21 protein-coding genes are annotated in these 20,494 nt (G+C 42.6%); 16 read left to right on the plus strand and 5 right to left on the minus strand.

The features are described 5' to 3' along the window. Positions 1-259: 259 nt before the first annotated feature. From IEX80_RS20385 to IEX80_RS20405, 5 genes are all read left to right on the plus strand, one after another. On the plus strand, positions 260-862 hold the full coding sequence (locus tag IEX80_RS20385; RefSeq protein WP_090528019.1) for an RNA polymerase sigma-70 factor: 603 nt from the start codon (positions 260-262) through the stop codon (positions 860-862). 89 nt (positions 863-951) lie between these two features. Next, positions 952-2,136, plus strand: coding sequence for a FecR family protein (locus IEX80_RS20390; protein ID WP_188833964.1), 1,185 nt, complete (start codon positions 952-954; stop codon positions 2,134-2,136). A gap of 276 nt (positions 2,137-2,412) precedes the next feature. After that, positions 2,413-5,844, plus strand: a complete 3,432-nt coding sequence (locus tag IEX80_RS20395) for a SusC/RagA family TonB-linked outer membrane protein (RefSeq protein WP_188833965.1) — start codon at positions 2,413-2,415, stop codon at positions 5,842-5,844. A gap of 21 nt (positions 5,845-5,865) precedes the next feature. Further along, positions 5,866-7,338, plus strand: a complete 1,473-nt coding sequence (locus tag IEX80_RS20400) for a SusD/RagB family nutrient-binding outer membrane lipoprotein (RefSeq protein WP_188833966.1) — start codon at positions 5,866-5,868, stop codon at positions 7,336-7,338. 234 nt (positions 7,339-7,572) lie between these two features. Then, positions 7,573-8,208 carry a hypothetical protein gene (locus IEX80_RS20405; protein ID WP_188833967.1) on the plus strand — a complete coding sequence of 212 codons (636 nt, stop codon included), beginning with the start codon at positions 7,573-7,575 and terminating at the stop codon, positions 8,206-8,208. Positions 8,209-8,409: 201 nt separating this feature from the next. Here IEX80_RS20405 and IEX80_RS20410 read toward each other — a convergent pair whose 3' ends face one another. Beyond that, a complete protein-coding gene (locus IEX80_RS20410) occupies positions 8,410-8,871 on the minus strand; it encodes an RES family NAD+ phosphorylase (protein WP_188833968.1) in 462 nt (153 codons plus the stop codon). Continuing rightward, entirely contained in the window at positions 8,868-9,365 is a 498-nt protein-coding gene (locus IEX80_RS20415) for an Xre family toxin-antitoxin system antitoxin (RefSeq protein WP_090528037.1), read from the minus strand. Before IEX80_RS20415 ends, IEX80_RS20410 begins: the two co-directional genes overlap by 4 nt. Positions 9,366-9,570: 205 nt before the next feature. On the opposite strand from IEX80_RS20415, the gene IEX80_RS20420 reads away from it, so the two are divergent. From IEX80_RS20420 to IEX80_RS20460, 9 genes are all read left to right on the plus strand, one after another. Continuing rightward, positions 9,571-10,656 carry a Glu/Leu/Phe/Val family dehydrogenase gene (locus IEX80_RS20420; protein WP_090528040.1) on the plus strand — a complete coding sequence of 362 codons (1,086 nt, stop codon included), beginning with the start codon at positions 9,571-9,573 and terminating at the stop codon, positions 10,654-10,656. A gap of 57 nt (positions 10,657-10,713) precedes the next feature. Beyond that, positions 10,714-11,661 (plus strand): transcription antitermination factor NusB, encoded by a 948-nt coding sequence (nusB, locus tag IEX80_RS20425; RefSeq protein ID WP_090528044.1) that lies wholly within the window; start codon positions 10,714-10,716, stop codon positions 11,659-11,661. Between the two features lie 9 nt (positions 11,662-11,670). Next, positions 11,671-12,111: a DUF1573 domain-containing protein gene (locus IEX80_RS20430; protein WP_091175205.1), complete on the plus strand. Its 441-nt coding sequence runs from the start codon at positions 11,671-11,673 to the stop codon at positions 12,109-12,111. Between the two features lie 16 nt (positions 12,112-12,127). Next, positions 12,128-12,457 carry a preprotein translocase subunit YajC gene (gene yajC, locus IEX80_RS20435; protein ID WP_112657676.1) on the plus strand — a complete coding sequence of 110 codons (330 nt, stop codon included), beginning with the start codon at positions 12,128-12,130 and terminating at the stop codon, positions 12,455-12,457. A 163-nt stretch (positions 12,458-12,620) separates the two neighbouring features. Continuing rightward, positions 12,621-13,571, plus strand: a complete 951-nt coding sequence (locus IEX80_RS20440; protein WP_176628505.1) for a CdaR family protein — start codon at positions 12,621-12,623, stop codon at positions 13,569-13,571. After that, positions 13,571-14,167, plus strand: coding sequence for a dephospho-CoA kinase (coaE, locus tag IEX80_RS20445; protein WP_188833969.1), 597 nt, complete (start codon positions 13,571-13,573; stop codon positions 14,165-14,167). The genes IEX80_RS20440 and coaE overlap by 1 nt, the downstream gene beginning before the upstream one ends. Continuing rightward, positions 14,167-15,105 carry an MBL fold metallo-hydrolase gene (locus tag IEX80_RS20450; protein ID WP_188833970.1) on the plus strand — a complete coding sequence of 313 codons (939 nt, stop codon included), beginning with the start codon at positions 14,167-14,169 and terminating at the stop codon, positions 15,103-15,105. Before coaE ends, IEX80_RS20450 begins: the two co-directional genes overlap by 1 nt. After that, a complete protein-coding gene (locus IEX80_RS20455; RefSeq protein WP_188833971.1) occupies positions 15,105-15,281 on the plus strand; it encodes a C1orf53 family protein in 177 nt (58 codons plus the stop codon). The genes IEX80_RS20450 and IEX80_RS20455 overlap by 1 nt, the downstream gene beginning before the upstream one ends. Positions 15,282-15,338: 57 nt before the next feature. Further along, complete coding sequence (locus IEX80_RS20460; protein WP_091175216.1) at positions 15,339-15,788, plus strand: MarR family winged helix-turn-helix transcriptional regulator; 450 nt, start codon at positions 15,339-15,341, stop codon at positions 15,786-15,788. 224 nt (positions 15,789-16,012) lie between these two features. Here the strand turns inward: IEX80_RS20460 and IEX80_RS20465 are convergent, their stop codons facing one another. Continuing rightward, the gene (locus IEX80_RS20465; RefSeq protein WP_091176012.1) at positions 16,013-16,249 is read right to left on the minus strand and encodes a hypothetical protein; all 237 of its coding nucleotides are present in this window, start codon (positions 16,247-16,249) and stop codon (positions 16,013-16,015) included. Between the two features lie 146 nt (positions 16,250-16,395). On the opposite strand from IEX80_RS20465, the gene IEX80_RS20470 reads away from it, so the two are divergent. Then, the gene (locus IEX80_RS20470; RefSeq protein WP_188833972.1) at positions 16,396-18,273 is read left to right on the plus strand and encodes a M1 family metallopeptidase; all 1,878 of its coding nucleotides are present in this window, start codon (positions 16,396-16,398) and stop codon (positions 18,271-18,273) included. Positions 18,274-18,449: 176 nt separating this feature from the next. Here the strand turns inward: IEX80_RS20470 and IEX80_RS20475 are convergent, their stop codons facing one another. Continuing rightward, positions 18,450-18,878, minus strand: coding sequence for a pentapeptide repeat-containing protein (locus IEX80_RS20475; RefSeq protein ID WP_176622429.1), 429 nt, complete (start codon positions 18,876-18,878; stop codon positions 18,450-18,452). A 212-nt stretch (positions 18,879-19,090) separates the two neighbouring features. Between IEX80_RS20475 and IEX80_RS20480 the strand changes: the two genes are divergently transcribed. Then, positions 19,091-19,585: a DUF6265 family protein gene (locus IEX80_RS20480; protein WP_188833973.1), complete on the plus strand. Its 495-nt coding sequence runs from the start codon at positions 19,091-19,093 to the stop codon at positions 19,583-19,585. A 19-nt stretch (positions 19,586-19,604) separates the two neighbouring features. Here the strand turns inward: IEX80_RS20480 and IEX80_RS20485 are convergent, their stop codons facing one another. Further along, the gene (locus IEX80_RS20485) at positions 19,605-20,393 is read right to left on the minus strand and encodes a helix-turn-helix domain-containing protein (RefSeq protein WP_176622425.1); all 789 of its coding nucleotides are present in this window, start codon (positions 20,391-20,393) and stop codon (positions 19,605-19,607) included. Positions 20,394-20,494 lie beyond the last annotated feature (101 nt).

Consider the following 20,494-nt stretch of genomic DNA (forward strand, 5'->3'; position numbering starts at 1 on the left):
TTAACCACATGCACATAGAGAAATCATAAATGAAAAATTTTCACACTAATTTTCACGTATTAATCGAATTTAACGAATTTCCAATTGATTTAAGATTCGTGTAATTCGATTAATTGTGGATCGGTTGAAAAGCATTCGTGTAGAAATTTTTCAGATGAGATTTAGTAAAACAGGTCTCATCATTTTTACAGTGATTTTCCTGTAACTATGGGCAGCATGATGATGTTAATGTTAAATAATACTTATATTCGTTATTTATATGAACAACCGGGTCGATTTGACAGAACATGAGCTACTTACCTTACTTAAGGGCAAAGATATAGCCGCGTTCGATCAGATTTTTGAAAAATTTTACCGGCCATTGTGCTTTTTCGCCTCCCGCATTATTCATGACACCGTTGACGCGCAAGACCTGGTACAGGATGTTTTTGTTAAATTTTGGCAAAAAGAGAACATGCCCTGCACTGCGGATGCTATCAGATCTTACTTATATGTGAGCGTAAAGAACACCTGTTTCAATTATCTTGAAAAAAACAGCGTTAAGATAGCCCACCGGCAAACCCTTGTAAATACCGATATAGAGGAGGCTACCATTTTAAATAACATTATACACGCCGAAGTATTAAGGCAGGTTTTTGCAGCAGTGGATACTTTGCCCGAACAGTGCCGCAAAATTATCCGGATGACTTTTGAAGATGGTAAAAAAGCCAAAGAAATTGCCTGCGAACTCGGCATTACCATAAGTACGGTAAACAACCAAAAAATGCGTGGCCTCAGTTTGTTAAAAAACCGCCTGTCTGACGAAGGACTTGCACTCGGAATGCTCCTGATATTACCCGGTATTATGGGCCATGTAAAATAGGCGTTAATAAAACATAAAATTTATTTCAATTTTCTTTAGATAAAACCCCACCCTTCCCTGTTCTATCATCAAATACCGGTTATAGACGCATGGATAATTCAAAAACAGACAGCCGATTAAGGATTTCTGATCTTATCAGTAAGTATTTAAATGGCAATTTAAGCGGGGCAGAACATGCCGAGTTATTTTCATGGGTTGAGGCCAGCGAAGAAAACAGCGCTTTATTTGATACCATCCTTAACGAAAACGAGCTCGAAAGTCGCTATGCCGAATACCGCTCATTTAATACCGAACATGCTTTGGCCAACGTTAAAGCCAGGCTGCAGCCAACCGTTGTTAAACCCTTTAGGCTCCCTAACTGGTTACTTGCAGCAGCGGCAGTAGTTATTTTATGCATGGCCATTGGTATACCCGCTTATTTACACCGTTCGCCACAACAAGTTGCAGCGGTAATAAAAAAGAGCCACGAAATTACCCCGGGCGGCAACAAAGCTATCCTAACGTTAGCCAATGGCAGCAAAGTTGTTTTAAACGGTGCCGCTAATGGCAATATAGCCAACCAGGGCAACACAACCATAAAAAAACTAAGCAACGGAGTGGTTGCCTACAATAAAAATAATTCGATAGCTGCACAGCCTGCCGCTGTTGCTTATAATACAATGAGCACCCCGCGCGGCGGGCAATACCACCTGATACTGGCCGATGGCACCAATGTGTGGCTTAACGCCGCGTCATCCATCAAATTTCCTGTTGTATTTAACGGAAACGAGCGCAAAGTACAAATTACCGGCGAGGCATATTTTGAAGTAGCGCATGATAAAACCAAACCGTTCCGGGTTGAGAGCGATGGGCAAACTGTTGAGGTATTAGGTACGCATTTTAACATTAATGCCTATGCCGACGAAAATGAAATTAAAACAACCCTGCTTCAAGGCAGCGTAAGGATAAAAGCGGGCAATAAAAACTACCTGCTTAAACCCGGCGAACAATCGCATCTGAAAAATGGGGAGGTAAATACTACCCAGGCAGATATGGACGAGGCGTTAGCCTGGAAAAATGGCGTTTTCCATTTTAATGATGCCGGCATTGAATCGGTTATGAAACAAATTAGCCGCTGGTATGATGTCGACGTGAAATATGAAGGAAAAATAAAAGAACGCACGTTCTCCGGCGAAATATCAATGAATGTTAATGCTTCACAAATATTGGATGCTATGCGTTTCAAAAAGATCCATTACACAATTGAAGGAAAAACAATTATTGTAAGGCCTTAAACTAATATTAAACTACTAACTAAACCCAACCGGATGAATAAAAACATACAAAAAACGCCTTAGGCGGTACTCCCCAAACCAAGGTTATTTTAAATAACCGCACCCCGACTGGCATCAGGGTACGGTAAATATTTGAGTTAACCCTTCCGGTAAACCGGAAAAACAAGCTTAGTGTCCCTAACCATGTATTAACCCAAACTTTCCAAAAGTATGAAATTAAATGCTTTTTCAACAGCCATTTATAAACCGTGGCTGTCCAAAAAAATTCTATTGGTTATGAAATTGACTACCCTATTTATGGTCATAGCCTTTATGCAATGCAGCGCGAGCGCGTTTAGTCAAAAGATTAACCTCGATGCTACTAACGTACCTTTAAAACAGGTGCTAAAGGAAATCAATAAACAGAATGGGTACCTGTTTTTTTACGATACAAAAGATGTACGTAATAAAAACATTACCGTTAAAGTAAAAGATGCTTCGGTTGATGAAGCTTTAAACGCTTGCTTAAAAAACCTGCCCTTAACCTACAAAATTGTAAACAACACGGTTTTTTTGCAGGAAAAGGACAATACTATTACAAGCGCTGTACCGCTTAACATTAAAGGCAAGGTGGTTGATGAAAAAGGCCAGCCTTTACCCGGCGCGAGCATCCAACTCAAGGGCACTACACTGGGCGTAACTGCCGATGCAAATGGCGCTTTCAGCATTAACGTACCCGATGATAAAAGCATTTTGATTGTAAGCTTTGTTGGCTTCACACCTAAGGAAGTAGCGGTTGGCAATAGTACGTTTTTAACAGTTAGCCTTAGTGAAGCAGGCAAATTAAGTGAGGTTGTGGTAACCGCTTTAGGTATTAAAAAAGCCGAAAAACAATTAGGTTACTCCATAAGTCAGGTTGGCGGCGAAGAGGTATCGCTAACCCGCGAACCTACCTTTATAAACGCGTTGGAAGGTAAAGTGGCAGGTTTGGTAGTGCAAAGCCCGCCAAACGGCCCGGGTGGCTCATCAAGGGTTATACTGCGGGGAAACTCGTCATTTTCGGGATCAAACCAGCCATTATATGTTGTTGACGGCGTGCCTATCAACAGCAGCACCCGCGAAAACAGCGACGATGGCGGCAAGGTTTACGGCGGATCTGACCCCGGTGATGGTTTATCATCTATCAACCCCGATGATATTGAAAGTATCAGCGTTTTAAAAGGAGCGTCGGCTGCAGCTCTTTATGGAGGTGGCGCGCAAGCCGGCGTTATTTTAATCACCACCAAAAAAGGCAAAAAAGGCCAGGGCCTCGGTATCAGCTTTAACAGCAACACGGTGCTTGAAAAAATGGTGCCTTATGACGATTTGCAAACCGAGTATGGCCGTGGTTACCTTGGCCGCCCATACACCGCCGCCGATTATAGCGATCCGATATTTTACGGGCAGCTTGCGGATAACTCCGGCGATGCGCCGGGATGGTCATGGGGTGGTAAGCTGGATGGCAGGCCTTTTATAGATATCGACGGAAAAACAAAACCCTATGTATCGCAATCGGCAGCAAAAAACTTCGATCGCTTTTTTAAAACCGGTGTAACTACTACCAACAGCCTGGCTTTTACAAAAGGCACCGAAAACGGCTCATACAGGGTTTCGCTATCGCAAACGCAAGATAACCTGCCTACCCCCGGCGAAAAATACGAGCGCTATAACGCCGTAATACGTGCCACCCAGGATTATGGCAGCAGGTTACATACCGATTTTAAGATAGACCTTTCAAGAACCCTACGCAAGAACGCGCCGCTTTTACGCGGGGATGGCCGCGGTTCATTTGGCCTTGCTTATCCGCGTATTGCAAGCTCGACAGATATCACTTTGCTGGATGATAAAACCCCGGACGGCAAATACCTGTCAACTTATAACGCCAACCCTTATGTGCAGATAGAACAGGTAACTAACAACCAAACGCAAAACCGCATCCTGTCATCGGGCAATATCACTTATGATATTACAAGCCACCTGCATGCCAATTTAGTTGCCGGTTACGACTATATAAACACACCCGCCTTATTTGTGGTACGCCCAAATAACGTAATTAATACCAACGGCGTTTACCGTACTACTACCATTGAGCAGCAAAAATCTGATGTTAGGGCGATGTTATCATACGATCATAAATTTTCAGATCTAACGGTGAATGCCTTTGCCGGTGCCGAATTACAAAATTCACAACAATATTCATTAGACCTGTATGCTGAAGGACTGGCCGACCCTAACCTGTTAAACTTTAGCAATGCAAGCAATGTACACCCACCTACAGAATCGCATACGCCGAGGTATAAAACCAATTCGGTTTTTGCTGATGTGCAATTTGGCTATAAAGAATACCTGTTTCTGGAACTAACCGGCCGTAATGACTGGTATTCGGCGCTTGCATCTACCCGCCCTAATTTTAAACCAAACTTATTTTACCCATCGGCTAACTTAAGCTTTGTATTTACCGATGCGTTGAAATTAGATCAGTCAGTGTTATCATTTGGTAAAATAAGGGCATCTATAGGGCAAACGGGCAGTAATCCCACCCCGCAGCTTACCGACCTCACCTTTACGCTTAAACCGCCTGTAAATGGCATTACCAATGCTGAAATTACCGGCGCAACCGTACCGCCGCCAAGTTTAAAACCTGAAACTACAACAGAAACAGAACTCGGTACCGAACTTAAATTTTTCCAAAACAGGATATCGGTTGATTTTGCTTACTACTACAAAAAGTCTGATAACTTTTTACTGCAATCAACAATCAGCAATGCAACCACTTATAATTCATTATACTTTAACGCCGGTTCCATGTATAACCGCGGCGTGGAGTTAGCTATTACCGGCAGCCCCATTAAAACGCAAAGCTTCACCTGGAACGTTGGTTTTAATGCTGCCAGAAACAAAAACATGGTAACCGCGCTCGACCCTACAATCGGCGCTAACGGGATCTCGCATTATTACAACATAAAATCAAAGGTAGGTTATCCGCTGGGTTCTATTTTCGGTACCACATTTTTAAAGAATGCCCAGGGCCAGGATGTTTATGTACCCGTAAATTCGAGATATGGCACATCTGATGCCTCACAGCCAAATGACGCCGTTATCAAAGATGTTAACAATAATGAAAGTTATCTTGGCTCACCAAACCCAAATTGGGCTGGCGGTATCACCAACACCTTCAACTATAAAAACTTCTCGTTCAGCTTCCTTATCGACGGCCAGTTTGGCGGCCAGATTTATGAAGCAGGTGCCCGGTGGACCAACTATTTTGGTAATTCACAAGCCTCACTTGTTGGCCGCGACGGTAACTATATACCAAACGGCGTTATCAACACAGGTACGGCATCGGCACCTGTTTACGTAAAAAACACCCTGCCGTTTAGTCCTTATATCCAATATAATGATGGTGGAAATGCTGATAAAAGCGCTGATGAGGCACATGTGTTTAGCCGCACTTTTGTCAAATTCAGGCAAATCTCCCTGGGCTATTCGCTGCCCCAAAGCCTGTTGAACGGCAGCCATATCCGCTCAGTTACCCTTTCACTTATTGCCCGTAACCTTTTCTATATTAAGAAAAACCTGCCAACTTTTGATCCTGAAGCATCAGACAGTATTGCCCAGGGATATGGTTATGACAGTGGCGCGCTGCCAACCAGCCGCACTTTTGGCTTTAATTTAAATGTTACCTTTTAATTATACAGAAAGGAGAAAATCATGAAAAACTCATTAAAAAGCATATTATTCTTTGTTGTAACAGCTGCGCTTTCGGGTTGCACAAAAAACTTCCCGAAATACAACTTAAACCCCGATGCCATAACTACTATTGATCCGGGAGCCTTGCTTTCTGACGCGATGGTTAATACATCAACTGTGGATATGTTTCCGCGTACGGCTTATTGCCACGCTTTTATGCAGTACGGTTATGCTAATGACTGGCCAGGCAACGCGTATGTTGCAACTGATGATGTATCGCAACGTTACTGGAACAACTTTTACCGGCCGGCGCTAAATGATCTTGAGTACGTAGTACCAGTATTAAAAGCCCGTACCGATTTGCAGTCAACTTATGCTGCCGCCAGGATATGGAGGGTATTTGTTTATCAAAAATTAACTGATTATTATGGCGACATCCCTTACAGCCAGGCTGGTAAAGCTTTAAGCGATAAAGTATTCACCCCTGCGTATGATCCTCAGCAACAGATCTATACCGATTTTGTGAAGGAGCTTAGGGAGTCTATTTCAATTTTGTCAAATAACGCAAATCAGAAAGTAAGCGGCGACCAGTTTTATGGCGGTAATGCAGCGCAGTGGAAAAAGCTGGCTTCATCCATGCTGCTAAGGATAGGCATGCGTTTAATTAAGGTTGATCCAACCCAGGCATCAACTTTAGCCAAAGAAGCTATTGCCGATGGTGTAATGAGCAGTAATGCCGATATGCCCGTTTTATTACACAATGCCGCCGCCCCCAATGGGTTTAACTTTACCCTTAACGACGGTCAGAATGATTTCTTCCTGCATAAAACCCTCGTAACCGAAATGAAGGTTGCAGGTGATCCGCGTTTATTTGTATATGGCGGTGTTTACAACACATTTATTGCTAATGGCGGCACAAAAGCCACCCCGGTTGATACTACTCAATTTAATGGCTACAGCGTTAAAGCCAGCGACCCGGCACCAAACACTCGGGTTAATTACGATGCATTTGGCCAAAAAGATACCCCATTTTTTGATTTTGCCTATGCGGAGGTTGAGTTTTTAACAGCAGAAGCTATTGTACGCGGCTATATTACCGGCAGCGCCAATGATCATTACCAGGCAGGTATCAGGGCGCACATGCAGTCGTTATCAAAATTATCGGGCAATCCGGTTATTACCGATGCCCAGATAAGCGCATACCTGGCAAAAAACCCGTTACCGGCAACTTCAGAAGCACAAATAGCCAAAATAAACACTGAGTTTTGGGTGGCTGGTTTTGTTTTTGATGCCGATGAGGTGTGGGCCAACTGGAGGCGCACCGGATACCCTGTGTTAACTCCAACCCCAGGTACAAGCGGTGTTATCCCGCGCAAAATACCTTATCCTCAATCAGAGTTTAATTTAAATAATGCCAACGTAACCGCGGCTTTAGCCAATTACGGCGGCACTAATAATTTTAATGCTAAAGCCCGCGTTTGGTGGGATAAATAATTCAGCATTAATTGGGTTAGCAGAGGCCGCCTCCGGTGTTTACCGGGGCGGCTTTTTTTGTTTTATTAGCTGAGGCTAATTGACTGGCTGGACAATGCAGCCAATGCAGCCAATGCAACTTACACATAACTTAATGTCTTCGACACTAAGATTAAGTATATGACGTTGAAACAAGCGGGGAAATTATTTCCATAAGTTATTTTTAATTTAGGTCCACAAATAATAATTATAAAATTGAAAAATTTCCCATTTGATACTACCGCACTTGATGCCGACGAGGTACAATCACTTGAAGATACTTACGAAGAGCTTAAAAGAAAATTTAGCATCGGCTTACCGAATGAATCTGAACAGCACATCAACAAGTTTGAAATATTTAATAACATTCCAGGCGCAAAATTAGGAGGTACTTTACTCATCAACCACCCTTCGGCAAATTGTTATCTGAACTTTGTTAAATTTAGCTATCAAAATAGCATGGGCGGTCGTGGTGGTAAAGGGGGGCAGGTTACCCGGTATGATAAATACCAGGTATGGGCATTTGCAGATTTAAAATCAGATTTTGGAAGGGTATTAATCAGAAGAGAAACATTTACAGATAGGGTATTAGAAATATTTCACCCTATTGAGCTTAAATTTAATGATGACAGAATCTTCAACGATCATTTTTATGTTGTTGCTAACGATAATGAAAAAGCGAAAGCGGCCATGACTTCAGCTTTCAGGAATATTCTTGTTGAAATGATGTACAACGATTTTGTAGCAGAGATCATCAACACAGCCATAGTTATACGCACAATCCAACCGGTCACTCCTGATCATACTGTTCATTTAGCTGAGTTTATAAATAAAATCTCACAGCTTACTTAGTTGAAATAAATTAAAATACAGTCTTGTGTAGGAGGCTTTTGAGCATGGAAGTTATTTTTTCTCCCTAATAGCACATGCATACGAGGCGAGCAAGTGGAAAAAAGCTACTTGCCCTTAGGGAAACAAAATGTAATTCCAAGTAAAAGCAGGGAACACATGTAGTCGCCTCCAACTTCATGTCAAAGCCAGGCAAAGGAATTATCAATCCTTTTTAATCAATCGTTTATCAAAAGTAAAAGGTTGTACATCACCAATTTTCAGCCGTGAGGCATCAGTGTGCATGGGGTTTATCAGCACATTTTTTGCAAGGGGATCTATCACACTTGGAATGTAAAGCAGCAGCGCGCTTTTTGATGTAAGCCAGGCATTACCAATCCTTTTTAATATTATCGGCGCAGGATAACTGTTCCAGCCGGCAGGCAGTTGAGCAATATCCAATTCTTCACTAAGGGTTGTATCAGGTACTATAATACTCATGACCACAAGGTCGTTACGAATTTCTTCGGGTTGCAGGTGCACCAATACTTCCAGGATAGCTGTTGATGAATTAACAGAGGCGTATATAACCGGGATATGATCATGCCATCGGGCTGATGACAACAATCCTCCCCTGCCCGACAGGTCGTGTGCATATTTTTCCCTCGTAATGCGATAAAGGATCATGAGTAAAACCCGTATTCAATTTGCGAAAGCAGATCGTTCACCATCCTTAAACCTTCACTGGTATCAAGCAGTTCTAATGGTTGTTTATCTCCCAATGCCATATTGGGGCGCATCAGCCATTTATCAACAGTAGCTGCATCACCTAAAATATCAAGCCCGCGGGTATAAACACGCGTAAACTCATAAAGAAAGTTTGATTGCTCGGGCGATAAGCGGTCATCCTGCCCATAACGATTAAGCTGCCTGGTGCTGATATGAAGTATATTAGAAAGCTGAGCCCTGGAAACATTTGTTTTTTCTAAAATGCTATCAATAGCCCGCCTTGGTATCCCGCTTCTGATACAATCAATTACATTACTATCCACCCCGCACTTCATCTTGCTTTTAACATAATCTTCCGGGAAAAGAAAAGAAAAAACATACCATGCGTCCGGCGATCCAATCTCAAGATCGGCTATATTTATTTTCCTCGGGTGATTAGCTACCTCTGCCATAATGTCTACCAATATACAGACAAATGTCTCAAATTCAAAATTTGTTTTTATAATCTTACTGTAATCATAAAACTTAAATATCCCGCTAACAGCCGTTCATACTTATTTAATAATCATTTCATACCTGGTCCTCACTTAATATCTTTGCCAGTATTAAAAAAAACCTCTACTTTTGTGCGCTTAAAGACATTTACTTATAGTACTAATGCCTGAACAACATCCACCGGAATCCATATTTAGCCAACTTGACGCTTTCGGGCATAAGAAAGTTGTTTTTTGTACCGATCCTGATACCCATCTGAAAGCTATTATCGCAATCCACAATACAACGCTTGGCCCTGCGTTTGGCGGCGTGCGTATGTGGGCCTATAAAACCGAAGGTGATGCCCTTAATGATGTATTGCGATTAGCAAAAAGCATGACCTATAAAGCAGCGATAGCCGGCCTTAACCTTGGCGGCGGCTATTCGGTGATCATCGGCGATTCGCGCCAGGACAAAAACGAAGCTTTACTGCGTAAATTTGGCCGGTTTATCAAAAACCTTAACGGCGAATTTATCGCTGCTGAAGACGTAGGCACCAACCCCCGCGATATGGAGTACATCAAAATGGAAACCAACCATGTTACCGGCGCTCCTGAAAATATTGGCGGCAGCGGCGACCCTTCGCCAATAACAGCGCTGGGCGTTTTGATGGGCATTAAAGCTTGTGTGAGGGAAATGTATGGCAGCGACAGCTTAACAGGTAAATCGGTTATAGTACAGGGTATTGGCCATGTGGGCGAAAACCTGGTACGCCTGCTTAGGGACGAAAATGTAAAAGTTTACGCCAGCGATATTAATGAGGAACGCGTAAGCCAGATCTCCAAAAAATATGGCGCGCAGCCGGTATCAAATAATAATATTTTTGATATCGATGCGGATATTTACGCCCCCTGCGCTATGGGCGGTACCGTAAATGATCAAACCATTGCCAAATTAAAATGCGGCATTATTGCAGGTTCGGCCAATAACCAATTACTTGACGAGAGCGTACACGGGCAAATGCTGCTTGATAAAGGTGTGCTGTTTGCGCCCGATTATGTGATCAACGCGGGTGGTATTATTACCGGTTATTCGGAGTTGATGAATTTCAATAAAAAGCGTACCTTACAGCTTACAGAAAATATTTACGAAGCTACGCGCAATGTGTTAAAGCTGTCAAAGGCCGAAAACATTCCAACCATTAGCGCGGCCAATAAAATAGCCGAAAAACGCATTGAAGACATCAGAAAAGTAAAATCATCCTATTAAAACAATTAATTTTTATATAAACCGTTTGCATAAGCAAACCAAATCGTTCTTACAAAAATGTTAAACAGAAGGCACCTCCGGGTAAAGGTATTACAGGCACTGTACGCGTATCATCAATCAGACACGAAAGATGTTAAGCTATTCGAGAAAAACATGCTAAGCAGCATTGACCAGGTTTACGAAATGTATATCTGGATGCTATCATTAATTAATGAAGTAGTAAGTTTTGCCGCGAATGACGCGCAGGAACGCGCCAACAAACACCTCCCTACCGCCGATGACTTAAATGCAAACCTAAAGATCCTCACCAACAGGTTTATCCTGAGCCTGAACGATAATAAGGAATACATTACAGCCTGGAAAAAGTACAAAGTTGACTGGACCTTTGAGCCCGAACTTGCAAAATCACTTTTCATTATCCTTAAAAACTCGCCCGAGTATGCCGAGTATCTTGCCAAAACAGGCGATACACTGCAAACAGACAAGGATATCATCAAATTCATTTTCAAAAAGGTTATCCTTAAATCGTCATTAGCCGAGCAGGTTTTTGAAGACAGGTTTATTTTTTGGCCTGTTGATAAAGATGTGCTCCAGGCGCTTATTGCCAAAACTTTCAAAAACTTTTCAAACGATGATTACAAGCTTAACCAGCTTGCCGAAATTACCGGCAACTGGGTTGAGGACCGTGAGTTTGTGGTAAACCTGTTTCAGCAAAGCATCAGGTACAATGAGGCCTATCATGAGCTGATAGCCGCTAAAACCCAAAACTGGGAGCCCGAGCGTATTGCCATGATGGATACCCTGTTAATGAAAATGGCTATAACCGAGTTTATTAACTTTAATTCTATCCCGGTTAAGGTTACTATAAACGAGTATCTTGAAATATCAAAAGAGTTTAGCACGCCTAAGAGTAATTCATTTATAAACGGTATCTTGGACAAGATTTTAATAGAGCTTAAAGCCGAAAACAAAATCAAAAAGATAGGCCGTGGCTTAATAGAATAATATTAAAAAATGAAAAAACTATTTTTAAGCTTAGTAGCAGCAGGCATGTTATTATCGGCCTGCAACAGCAGCAACGGCAACACAGCCGATAACGCTTCAAAAGCTAATGCCGATAGCGCCGCAACCGCGGCTAACGCGCCGGTAGCTAAATTTGAAAAGGAAAGCCACGATTTCGGCAAGATCAAAGAAGGCGACAAGGTATCGTATGATTTCAAGTTCACCAATACCGGTAAATCGCCGTTAATTATTACCAACGCGCGTGCTACCTGTGGCTGTACTACCCCTACCTGGCCAAAAGCCCCGGTTAAACCCGGCGAAAGCGGCGTGATCAGCGTTACTTTTAACAGTGCCGGTAAAAGCGGTTTACAGGATAAACAAATAACCGTTACGGCAAACACCCAGCCTGCCGAAACTATGGTGCATTTAATTGGCGAGGTTTTAAAAAAATAACAATTAATTTAAACAAATGATAGCTACTATTTTATTACAGGCTTCAAGCGGCGGCTTAGGTAGCTACGGTTCATTAGTACCAATGGTACTGATTATCGTGGTGTTTTACTTCTTTATGATCCGCCCGCAGGTTAAAAAGCAAAAAGATCAAAAAAAATACGTTGAAGAACTTAAAAAAGGCGACAGGGTTATAACTACAGCCGGCATCCACGGCCGTATCGTTGATTTAAACGAAACCACATTTTTGGTTGAGGTTGAAAACGGCAAGATCCGTTTTGATAAATCGGCCATATCGCTTGATGCATCAAAAGCACTGAATACACCTGCGGTTGAAAAGAAAGCGTAATTGAGGCGAAAGGATAAAGGTTAAAGGCGAAAGGTAGAAGCCTTAACGCGAAACCAGAAAACTTTTACTCAGATAAAATAAACAATGACGAAAGGTTAAAGGAAAAGGAATGCATGAAAGTGCTTGACCTTTCACCTTTAACCTTTCGCCTTTAACCTAAAAGATGGCAATAGTAAAATTATCGGCAACAGAACGCAGGCGGCTCTCGGTATTTTTTACCTGTTTGTCGCTGGCTATCATTGCCTGGATTTTTACTACCCTTTCTGATCCGCTTCCGTATAAGGTTAAAAAAGTTTTAACCTTTAAAAACGCGCCGCAAAGGCGGGCTTTTCATTCGCTGCAGCCCGATACTGTTGATGCTACTATACAGGGTACCGGCTGGCAAATGCTGTTCTCCAGGCTCAACAGTGATAATAAGCCACTAACTGTTGACCTCCGCTCGCTCGAAACCCGCAATTATGTGGTTATCGACAGCACGCAGCTTAAGCAGATGAATATGGGGAAAGATCCGGCTAACCGCGTTTCATCTATTGACCCGGATACGCTTTATTTTGATTTCAGTAACCGCCTTATCAAAAAGGTGCCTGTTCAGCTTACCATGGGCGTTAGCTATCAAAAGCAATTTGCCGTATCAGGTAACATAACGGTGAGGCCTGCTTATGTTACCGTGAGCGGCCCTATTGAACGCCTAAAGCAAATCACCTCGTGGAAAACAGACTCGCTTAAATTCAGTAATGTTAATGAAACCATTAATACCAGGGTTAACTTAAAGCCCAGCAATGAAGGCAACCTGAATGTTTATCCGCGCTCGGTACAGGCCATCATTCCTGTTGATGAATTTACTGAGAAAACGCTGGAGATCCCCGTGAAGTTGATCAATAACAACAACTATTACACCGTAAAAGTATTTCCGCAAAAAATTAAAGTAACTTTTACTACGTCGTTAAGCCGGTATGCTGATATTGATGAAGACCTGTTTGAGGCTGTTGCCGATCTTAATCTTTGGCGCGATAAGGGTTATACGGCCCTGCCGGTAAAACTTATCCATATGCCCCCCTTTTGTAAAATAGTAAAGATTGCCCCTGCCAATATTGACTTCTACATAAAAAAATAATGCTTAAAATAGGTTTAACCGGTAACATAGGCAGCGGCAAAACTACCGTAGCCCAGGTATTTGAATTGCTTGGCATCCCTGTTTTTTATGCCGATGACGAAGCCAAAAAAGTAATGGTTGCCGACGGGCTGCTTATTGAAGGTATTAAACAAACTTTTGGTCCGCAGGCTTATTTTGATGATGGCAGCCTGAACCGCAAATATATATCGGGGATAGTTTTTAACAATAAAGCCGAACTTGAAAAGCTTAACGCCCTGGTACATCCTGCCGTGTTCAGGGCTTTTGATAGTTTTGACCAACTGCACAAGGATGCTCCCTACGTAATTCGCGAAGCGGCCATTTTATTTGAAAGCGGCTCATACAAAATGTGCGACAGGGCCATCATGATCACCGCTCCGCTTGAAGTCCGCATTGCCCGCGTTATAGAGCGCGACGGCATTAGCCGGGCCGATGTTGAAAGCCGCGAGGCCCGCCAGCTATCGCAGGAGGAAAAGCTGAAACTGGCCAATGATGTAATTATTAACGACGGTAAACAGCTGGTTATACCCCAGGTACTGGCCTTGCATGAACTGTACTTATCGCTTGATAGCAATTAATGATACTTGACGATTTTGTTTCTTTTGACGAAAAAGGGCTGTACTGCAAATACGGCGACTTTTATATCGATCCGCAACAGCCGGTAAAAACGGCTGTAATATCCCATGCCCATGCCGATCATGCCATAAGTGGTAACAACAATGTTTACTGCACCCGCGCCACAGCAAACATTATGCAGTTAAGGTATGACCGCACCGCTGCCAAAGTTTTTAACATAGCTGCCTTTAACCAGCCATTTGAAGTGGGCAGAGTTAGGGTAACACTGATCCCGGCGGGGCATATGCTTGGCTCGGCACAAATACTGATGGAGTATGAAGGCGCAAGGTATTTATACACCGGCGACTATAAGCTACAGCCCGATGCCACCTGCGAACCTATTGAATGGGTGACAACCGATGTGCTGATCACCGAAAGTACCTTCGCCAATCCGGCTGTTATCCATCCCGACCCGGTGAGTGAGATCCGGAAGATCAACGATATTAAAAGCAATATTTTACTTGGTGCATATGCGCTGGGTAAAAGCCAGCGGTTGATCAACCTCATTACCGAACATGCACCGCAAAAAAAGATCTTGGTACATCATAAAATAATGCCTATCAATGCCATTTATGAAAAGATGGGCTTCCATCCCGGCAAGTACCAAATTTACGGGCGCAAATTGATGAAGGTGCAGGATGAGTTTGTTTACATTGTGCCGCCCTTTACTTTTGATAGCTACATCAGGGCCACGGGAGTGAAACGCCTTTTTGCATCGGGATGGAAAAACCTGCAGGTTAACAACCAGGATACCCTCTTTATATCCGACCATGTGGACTGGAACGATATCCTGCAAACCATCGCCAACACCAAACCCAAACAGGTGTGGACACTTCACGGTAAGGGCGAGCATCTGAAAGCTTATTTTAAAGATGATATCTTTGTAAAAATTCTGAACTGATGTTGCAGGAAGGCATTGATTATTATATCAACGAAGACGGCAATTTTGTTTTTACCGAAGCCTACCATTTAAAGCGGGGCTATTGCTGCAAAAACAAGTGCCTGCATTGCCCCTGGAGTTATGGCAAGGTAAAATTGTTTGGAAATGACACTGAATCAAGCGATAGCGATAAATAAATCAATGTTAAATTAAAAATAATTAAACATATTTGCATCCCATTCATTACTATTACTATGCGAATAGAAGACGAAATACAAAGTACCAATTTTGAAGACAACTACCACAAAGTAGCCATTAACGTGGCGTACACGCAAGGTTGGCTGGCTAACTATTTTCGTTGTCATTTTGAAAAACATAATATTACCCAGCAGCAGTTCAATATACTGCGAATCCTGCGCGGCCAATATCCTAAACCGGCTACAATAAATTTATTGAAGGAAAGGATGATCGACAAGATGTCGGATGCATCGCGCATCGTTGACCGCCTTGTTCAAAAAGGACTGGTATCACGCTGCACCAATAATAAAGACAGGCGCGCCGTAGATATCCGCATCAGCGAAGAAGGCCTTGCAACACTTTCAAAAATGGACGCCGAGTTTAAAACAAAAGAGATCCTAAGCAATAACCTCACCGAAGATGAAGCCGCGACCCTAAGCGATCTGTTGGACAAAATGCGGGGATGACTTTTTAGGTGAAAGGGAAAAGGCTAAAGGCGAAAGGTTTATTGCGTTGATTGTAGTAATCAAAAAAATGTCATTTCGATAGAGCAGGGAGGAGCTGGACGCCGGAGCGAAAGAGAAATCTTGTACACCCTGCCAGTGGCTATTCATGTTGGGAAGCATGGCGTAGAAGATTTCTCCTCACCTCCTGACACACAAAACCAATCCCTGGTTCGTTTGTTTTTTATCTACTCCGTTACATACTCCAGTTTCACTTGCACGTTCAGGTCTTCGTGCATCCGGGCAAACTGGCGCGGGTTGCGGGTAAAGTCGGGATCAGTGTCCATATAAATGTTGGTGATCTTAACCATTTCGGGATGCTTATCAGTACCTATATTATAGGTAAGCCCCTCGCCGCTTTCTAAACTTTGTTTTAGCTCAAGGTATTGCTTACCGGTTACAATGATCATTTTTTCGGCAGTCATGGATACTATTTATATAAATGGATAAACTACTCAAAACCGTGAGTTGATTTGCCCTGTAACATACCGGCGATACAAATTATCGCTTACCGGGTTCTGTAACGGTTTATTATATTTACATCAAATATAACTTATATATATCCGCATAAATGATCAGTATTAAAAAATTATTGCCTTTTGCTTTATTATTGAGCGGTACTGCAGCATTGGCCCAGCAAAGCCTACCCATAGCTGTAAACTTGCAAAAAACCTACACCAAAGGAACGCGCACCACAACCGGGGCACCCGGCAAAAATTACTGGCAAAACACGGCCGACTATAAGATAAAGGTAAATTTCGACCCTAAAACCCGCTTGTTAAGCGGGACAGTTGGTATCGATTATGTTAACAACAGCCCCGATACGTTAAAGCGGGTACAATTTAAACTGTACCCCAACTTATATAAAAAGGGTTCGGCACGTCAAATGCAGGTTTCGGCAGGTGACTTGACCGATGGGGTGCACATCAAAAGCCTTAGCATTGATAATAAAACGCCTGACAGCGCTAAAACCCGCCGTATCAACGGCACAAACATGACGCAGCGTGTTTCCCCTATCGCTCCAAAGCAAAAAGTACATTTTGATATCAGCTATGCTTATACATTAAACAAGGGCTCACATATCCGCACCGGTCAAGTTGATACCGGTGCATTCTTCATTGCCTATTTCTTCCCGCGTATAGCAGTTTATGACGATATTGATGGATGGAACGATTATCCATACGTTGGCTCACAGGAATTTTATAACGATTTCTGCCATTTCAGTGCAGAGATCACCATACCCGGCGACTATAAAGTTTGGGCTACAGGCGATCTGAAAAACGCCGGCGACGTTTATGACAGCCGGATCGTTAAACGCATTGCTGATGCCGGCGTAAGTGATAAGGTAACTGATATTATTACCGAAGATGATATTAAAGCGAGCAACATCACCAAAAACAATCCAACTAACACCTGGAAGTTTGAGGCCGATAGCGTTACCGATTTTGTTTTTGCTGCCAGCAACCATTATTTGTGGAAAGCATCGAGCCTGGTGGTTGATCCGAAAACCGGCAGGCGTACCCGTGTTGATGCGGTGTTTAACGAAAAACATAAAGATTACTATGCAGTAGTTGATTACGCCCGTAAAACGGTGGAAGTGATGAGCTACAAATTTCCGAAATGGCCGTATCCATACCAGCATGAAACCGTTTTTGATGGTTTAGACCAAATGGAGTACCCGATGATGGTGAATGATAATCCGCTGGAAGATAAGGCCGATGCCATTGAGCTTACCGATCATGAAATCTTTCATACCATGTTTCCGTTTTACATGGGCATTAACGAAACCAAATACGGCTGGATGGATGAAGGCTGGGCAACCATAGGCGAATGGCTGGTAAGTCCGGAGATTGATCCGTCTATAGTTGACCCATATGGTGTTGCCGCAGTTGAACAAAGCGCCGGCCACGAGGTTGATGTGCCGGTAATGACACTTACACCAATGCTCACAGGCCCTGCCGGTTTTACCGACAGCTATCCCAAACCAGGCCTGGGCTATTTATATGTAAAAGATATGCTTGGCGACGAGCTGTTTACCAAGGCACTGCATTACTACATTGCACAATGGCACGGCAAACACCCCATGCCTTACGATTTTTTTAATTGTATGAACACCGGTTCGGGCGTAAACCTCAACTGGTTTTGGAAAGCATGGTTCTTTGATAGTGGGATAACCGATCTCGCGATAAGCAAAGTAACTAATGCCGGGCAAAATTACAGTGCCACGATCACCAGGGTTGGCAGCAAACCCATTCCCGTAAATTTAACCGTTTATTATACCAATGGCACTACCCAGCTGGTACATAAAAGTATTGCTGTTTGGGCGGCCGGCAATAAAACAACTACAGTTAATTTCGCCGCCAAAAAAGCAGTAAAAAAATTAGTATTGGGCACCACTTATGATCCCGATAGCAATAAAAAGGACAATGTGTGGGTGAGTGCAAATTAAACTTGCCTTCCGAGACTTACGAAGTTTTAAAAACTTCGTAAGTCTCTTTTCTTAATCTCCCATCTCTGCAAAAGGCCCTAACGGAACATAAAATGGGTGTCATGCTGAGGTCCTCGAAGCATGGTGTGTAGGGCCTCTGCGCACGAGTCTTCGACAGGCTCAGACTGACGGCCCCCTTATCTCTGCTGATATGCCCTCATCAGTTCATCCACATCAATCCCATTGATTTTCATACCGGCTATATCACAATCGGTAATATCAACACCACTTAAGTTGCAATCGGTTATTGTGCTGCCCTGCAGGTCACAGTTCTCAAATTTAAGGGGGCGTTGTTTTGCAGCAGGATCATAAGCCGGATGACCTTCGGGCGGCATACCTATATCATGGATATAAGCACCGCCAAGCTGGGCGTATTTTATTTCCAGGTCACTCAAATTGGCATCTTCAATTTTAAGCCCGGTTATACAAACATCCTTAAAGCTTGCATTGTTCATCATCGTTTGCTCAAAGCTTGAACCATTAAGCAGAGCGCATTTAACATCAAGTATCTTTTGAGTTTCTTTTATAACAATAACTTCGGGGCTGTTAGCTGTTGAGTTTTCCATGATTCATTATTGATTTATTCAAAGATGCTGAAAATGAACGCCAAAGCAAGGTTATACACGCGACAAATAACGGGTGTATTTGCGACAAGGTTGTGCTGTCGCTAAGTCGCAAATGCGCTAAGTTAAAATCTTTGCGGCTTAGTGCCTTTGCCTGAAATTTGAATACATACTGATATATAATTTCGTAAATTCAAATACTTTATCAAAATACCATGATCCTGCTTCGTTATATCCAATCACTACTGCTTGTTGTGGCCTTTATTACACTTGCTCATACCTCATCTTATGCGCAACAAAAATACAATCCTATTTCACACGCTAAATGGTTGATCGGCAGCTGGAAAAATCAATCGGCAAAAACAGTGGATATTGAAACATGGAAAAAGCTTAACGACAGCACCTTTATCGGCAGAAGCTATTCGTTGACTGGTGCAGATACGGTATCATCCGAACATATCCGACTGGAGCAACATATAGGCAAGCTTTACTATATCCCAACGGTAAAAAATCAAAATGGCGGCAAAGCGGTAACTTTTACGCTTACCTCATCTAACAACAAACACCTCGTTTTTGAAAATCCGGAACATGATTTTCCGCAAAAAATAACCTATACCCAAATCACTAACGACTCGTTGGTGGCCGAAATATCGGGGACAAGGAAAGGCAGGCAAAAGGCAATACAATTCCCAATGAAAAGGGTCAAATAAGAGAGGAGTGGCTTTATATCTATTGCAAAAATTCGGCTATATCACGACCATAAAATTCTTTAAACAGTTTCCGGAAATAAGCCGGGGTTTCAAACCCTGCTATATACGATATTTCGGCCACGGTACGGTATTTACCACTATTGATTGCCTCCATCGACATCAGTAAACGGATTCGCCGGATATAATTATTTGGCGTAATACCCGTAGTGTTTTTTATGCGCCGGTGCAGTTGTCTTTCACTTAAACCCATTTCATTACTTAACAATACAATGATCAAATCAACTTTTCCAATATATTTTCTTACCAGCGTTTCAAGCTCATAAAGCCAAAGCTGATCGGCAATAGAAAGTTCACTGATTGGCTTTAGATTATGTGTATTTAACTCCGCCCCTCTTTCAATTTCGTTATTTTTTACCGATACGAGTGATACTTTGCTAAATTCTTCCAGTTTCTTTTTGTCGGTAATATTCCTGGCAATAGCAAAAACCAGCTGCTGTTTTTGTACCGGCATCGAGATCCATGAAAGCCATACTATTTCTCCGCTTTTGGTTACATACCTGTTTTCAAAATTATACAACGGATTGTTTTTCTTTATACTCTCACGTTTACTTGCGGTGATGCTTCTGTCTTCGGGATAAACAAATGAATCGATAGGCCTTGCAAACAGTTCGCTTTCGGTATAACCTAAAGTTTTGGAAACAGCCGGGTTAATTTTTTTAAAGTAACCATCAAACCCGGCAACACATAACCAATCGGGCGACAAGCGAAAGAAGTATTCCAGATCAAAAATCTCATTGAAGTTTTCCATATAAATTTCAGTTCCTCTTGTAAGGGAACGCAACACATTTGGTAATTAAAAGCAATATAGCCACAGGTTGTGAAAAGGCAAATTCAAAAGAAACCATTTTT

The sequence above is a fragment of the Mucilaginibacter rubeus genome, from assembly GCF_014643835.1.
Taxonomy (GTDB): domain Bacteria; phylum Bacteroidota; class Bacteroidia; order Sphingobacteriales; family Sphingobacteriaceae; genus Mucilaginibacter; species Mucilaginibacter rubeus.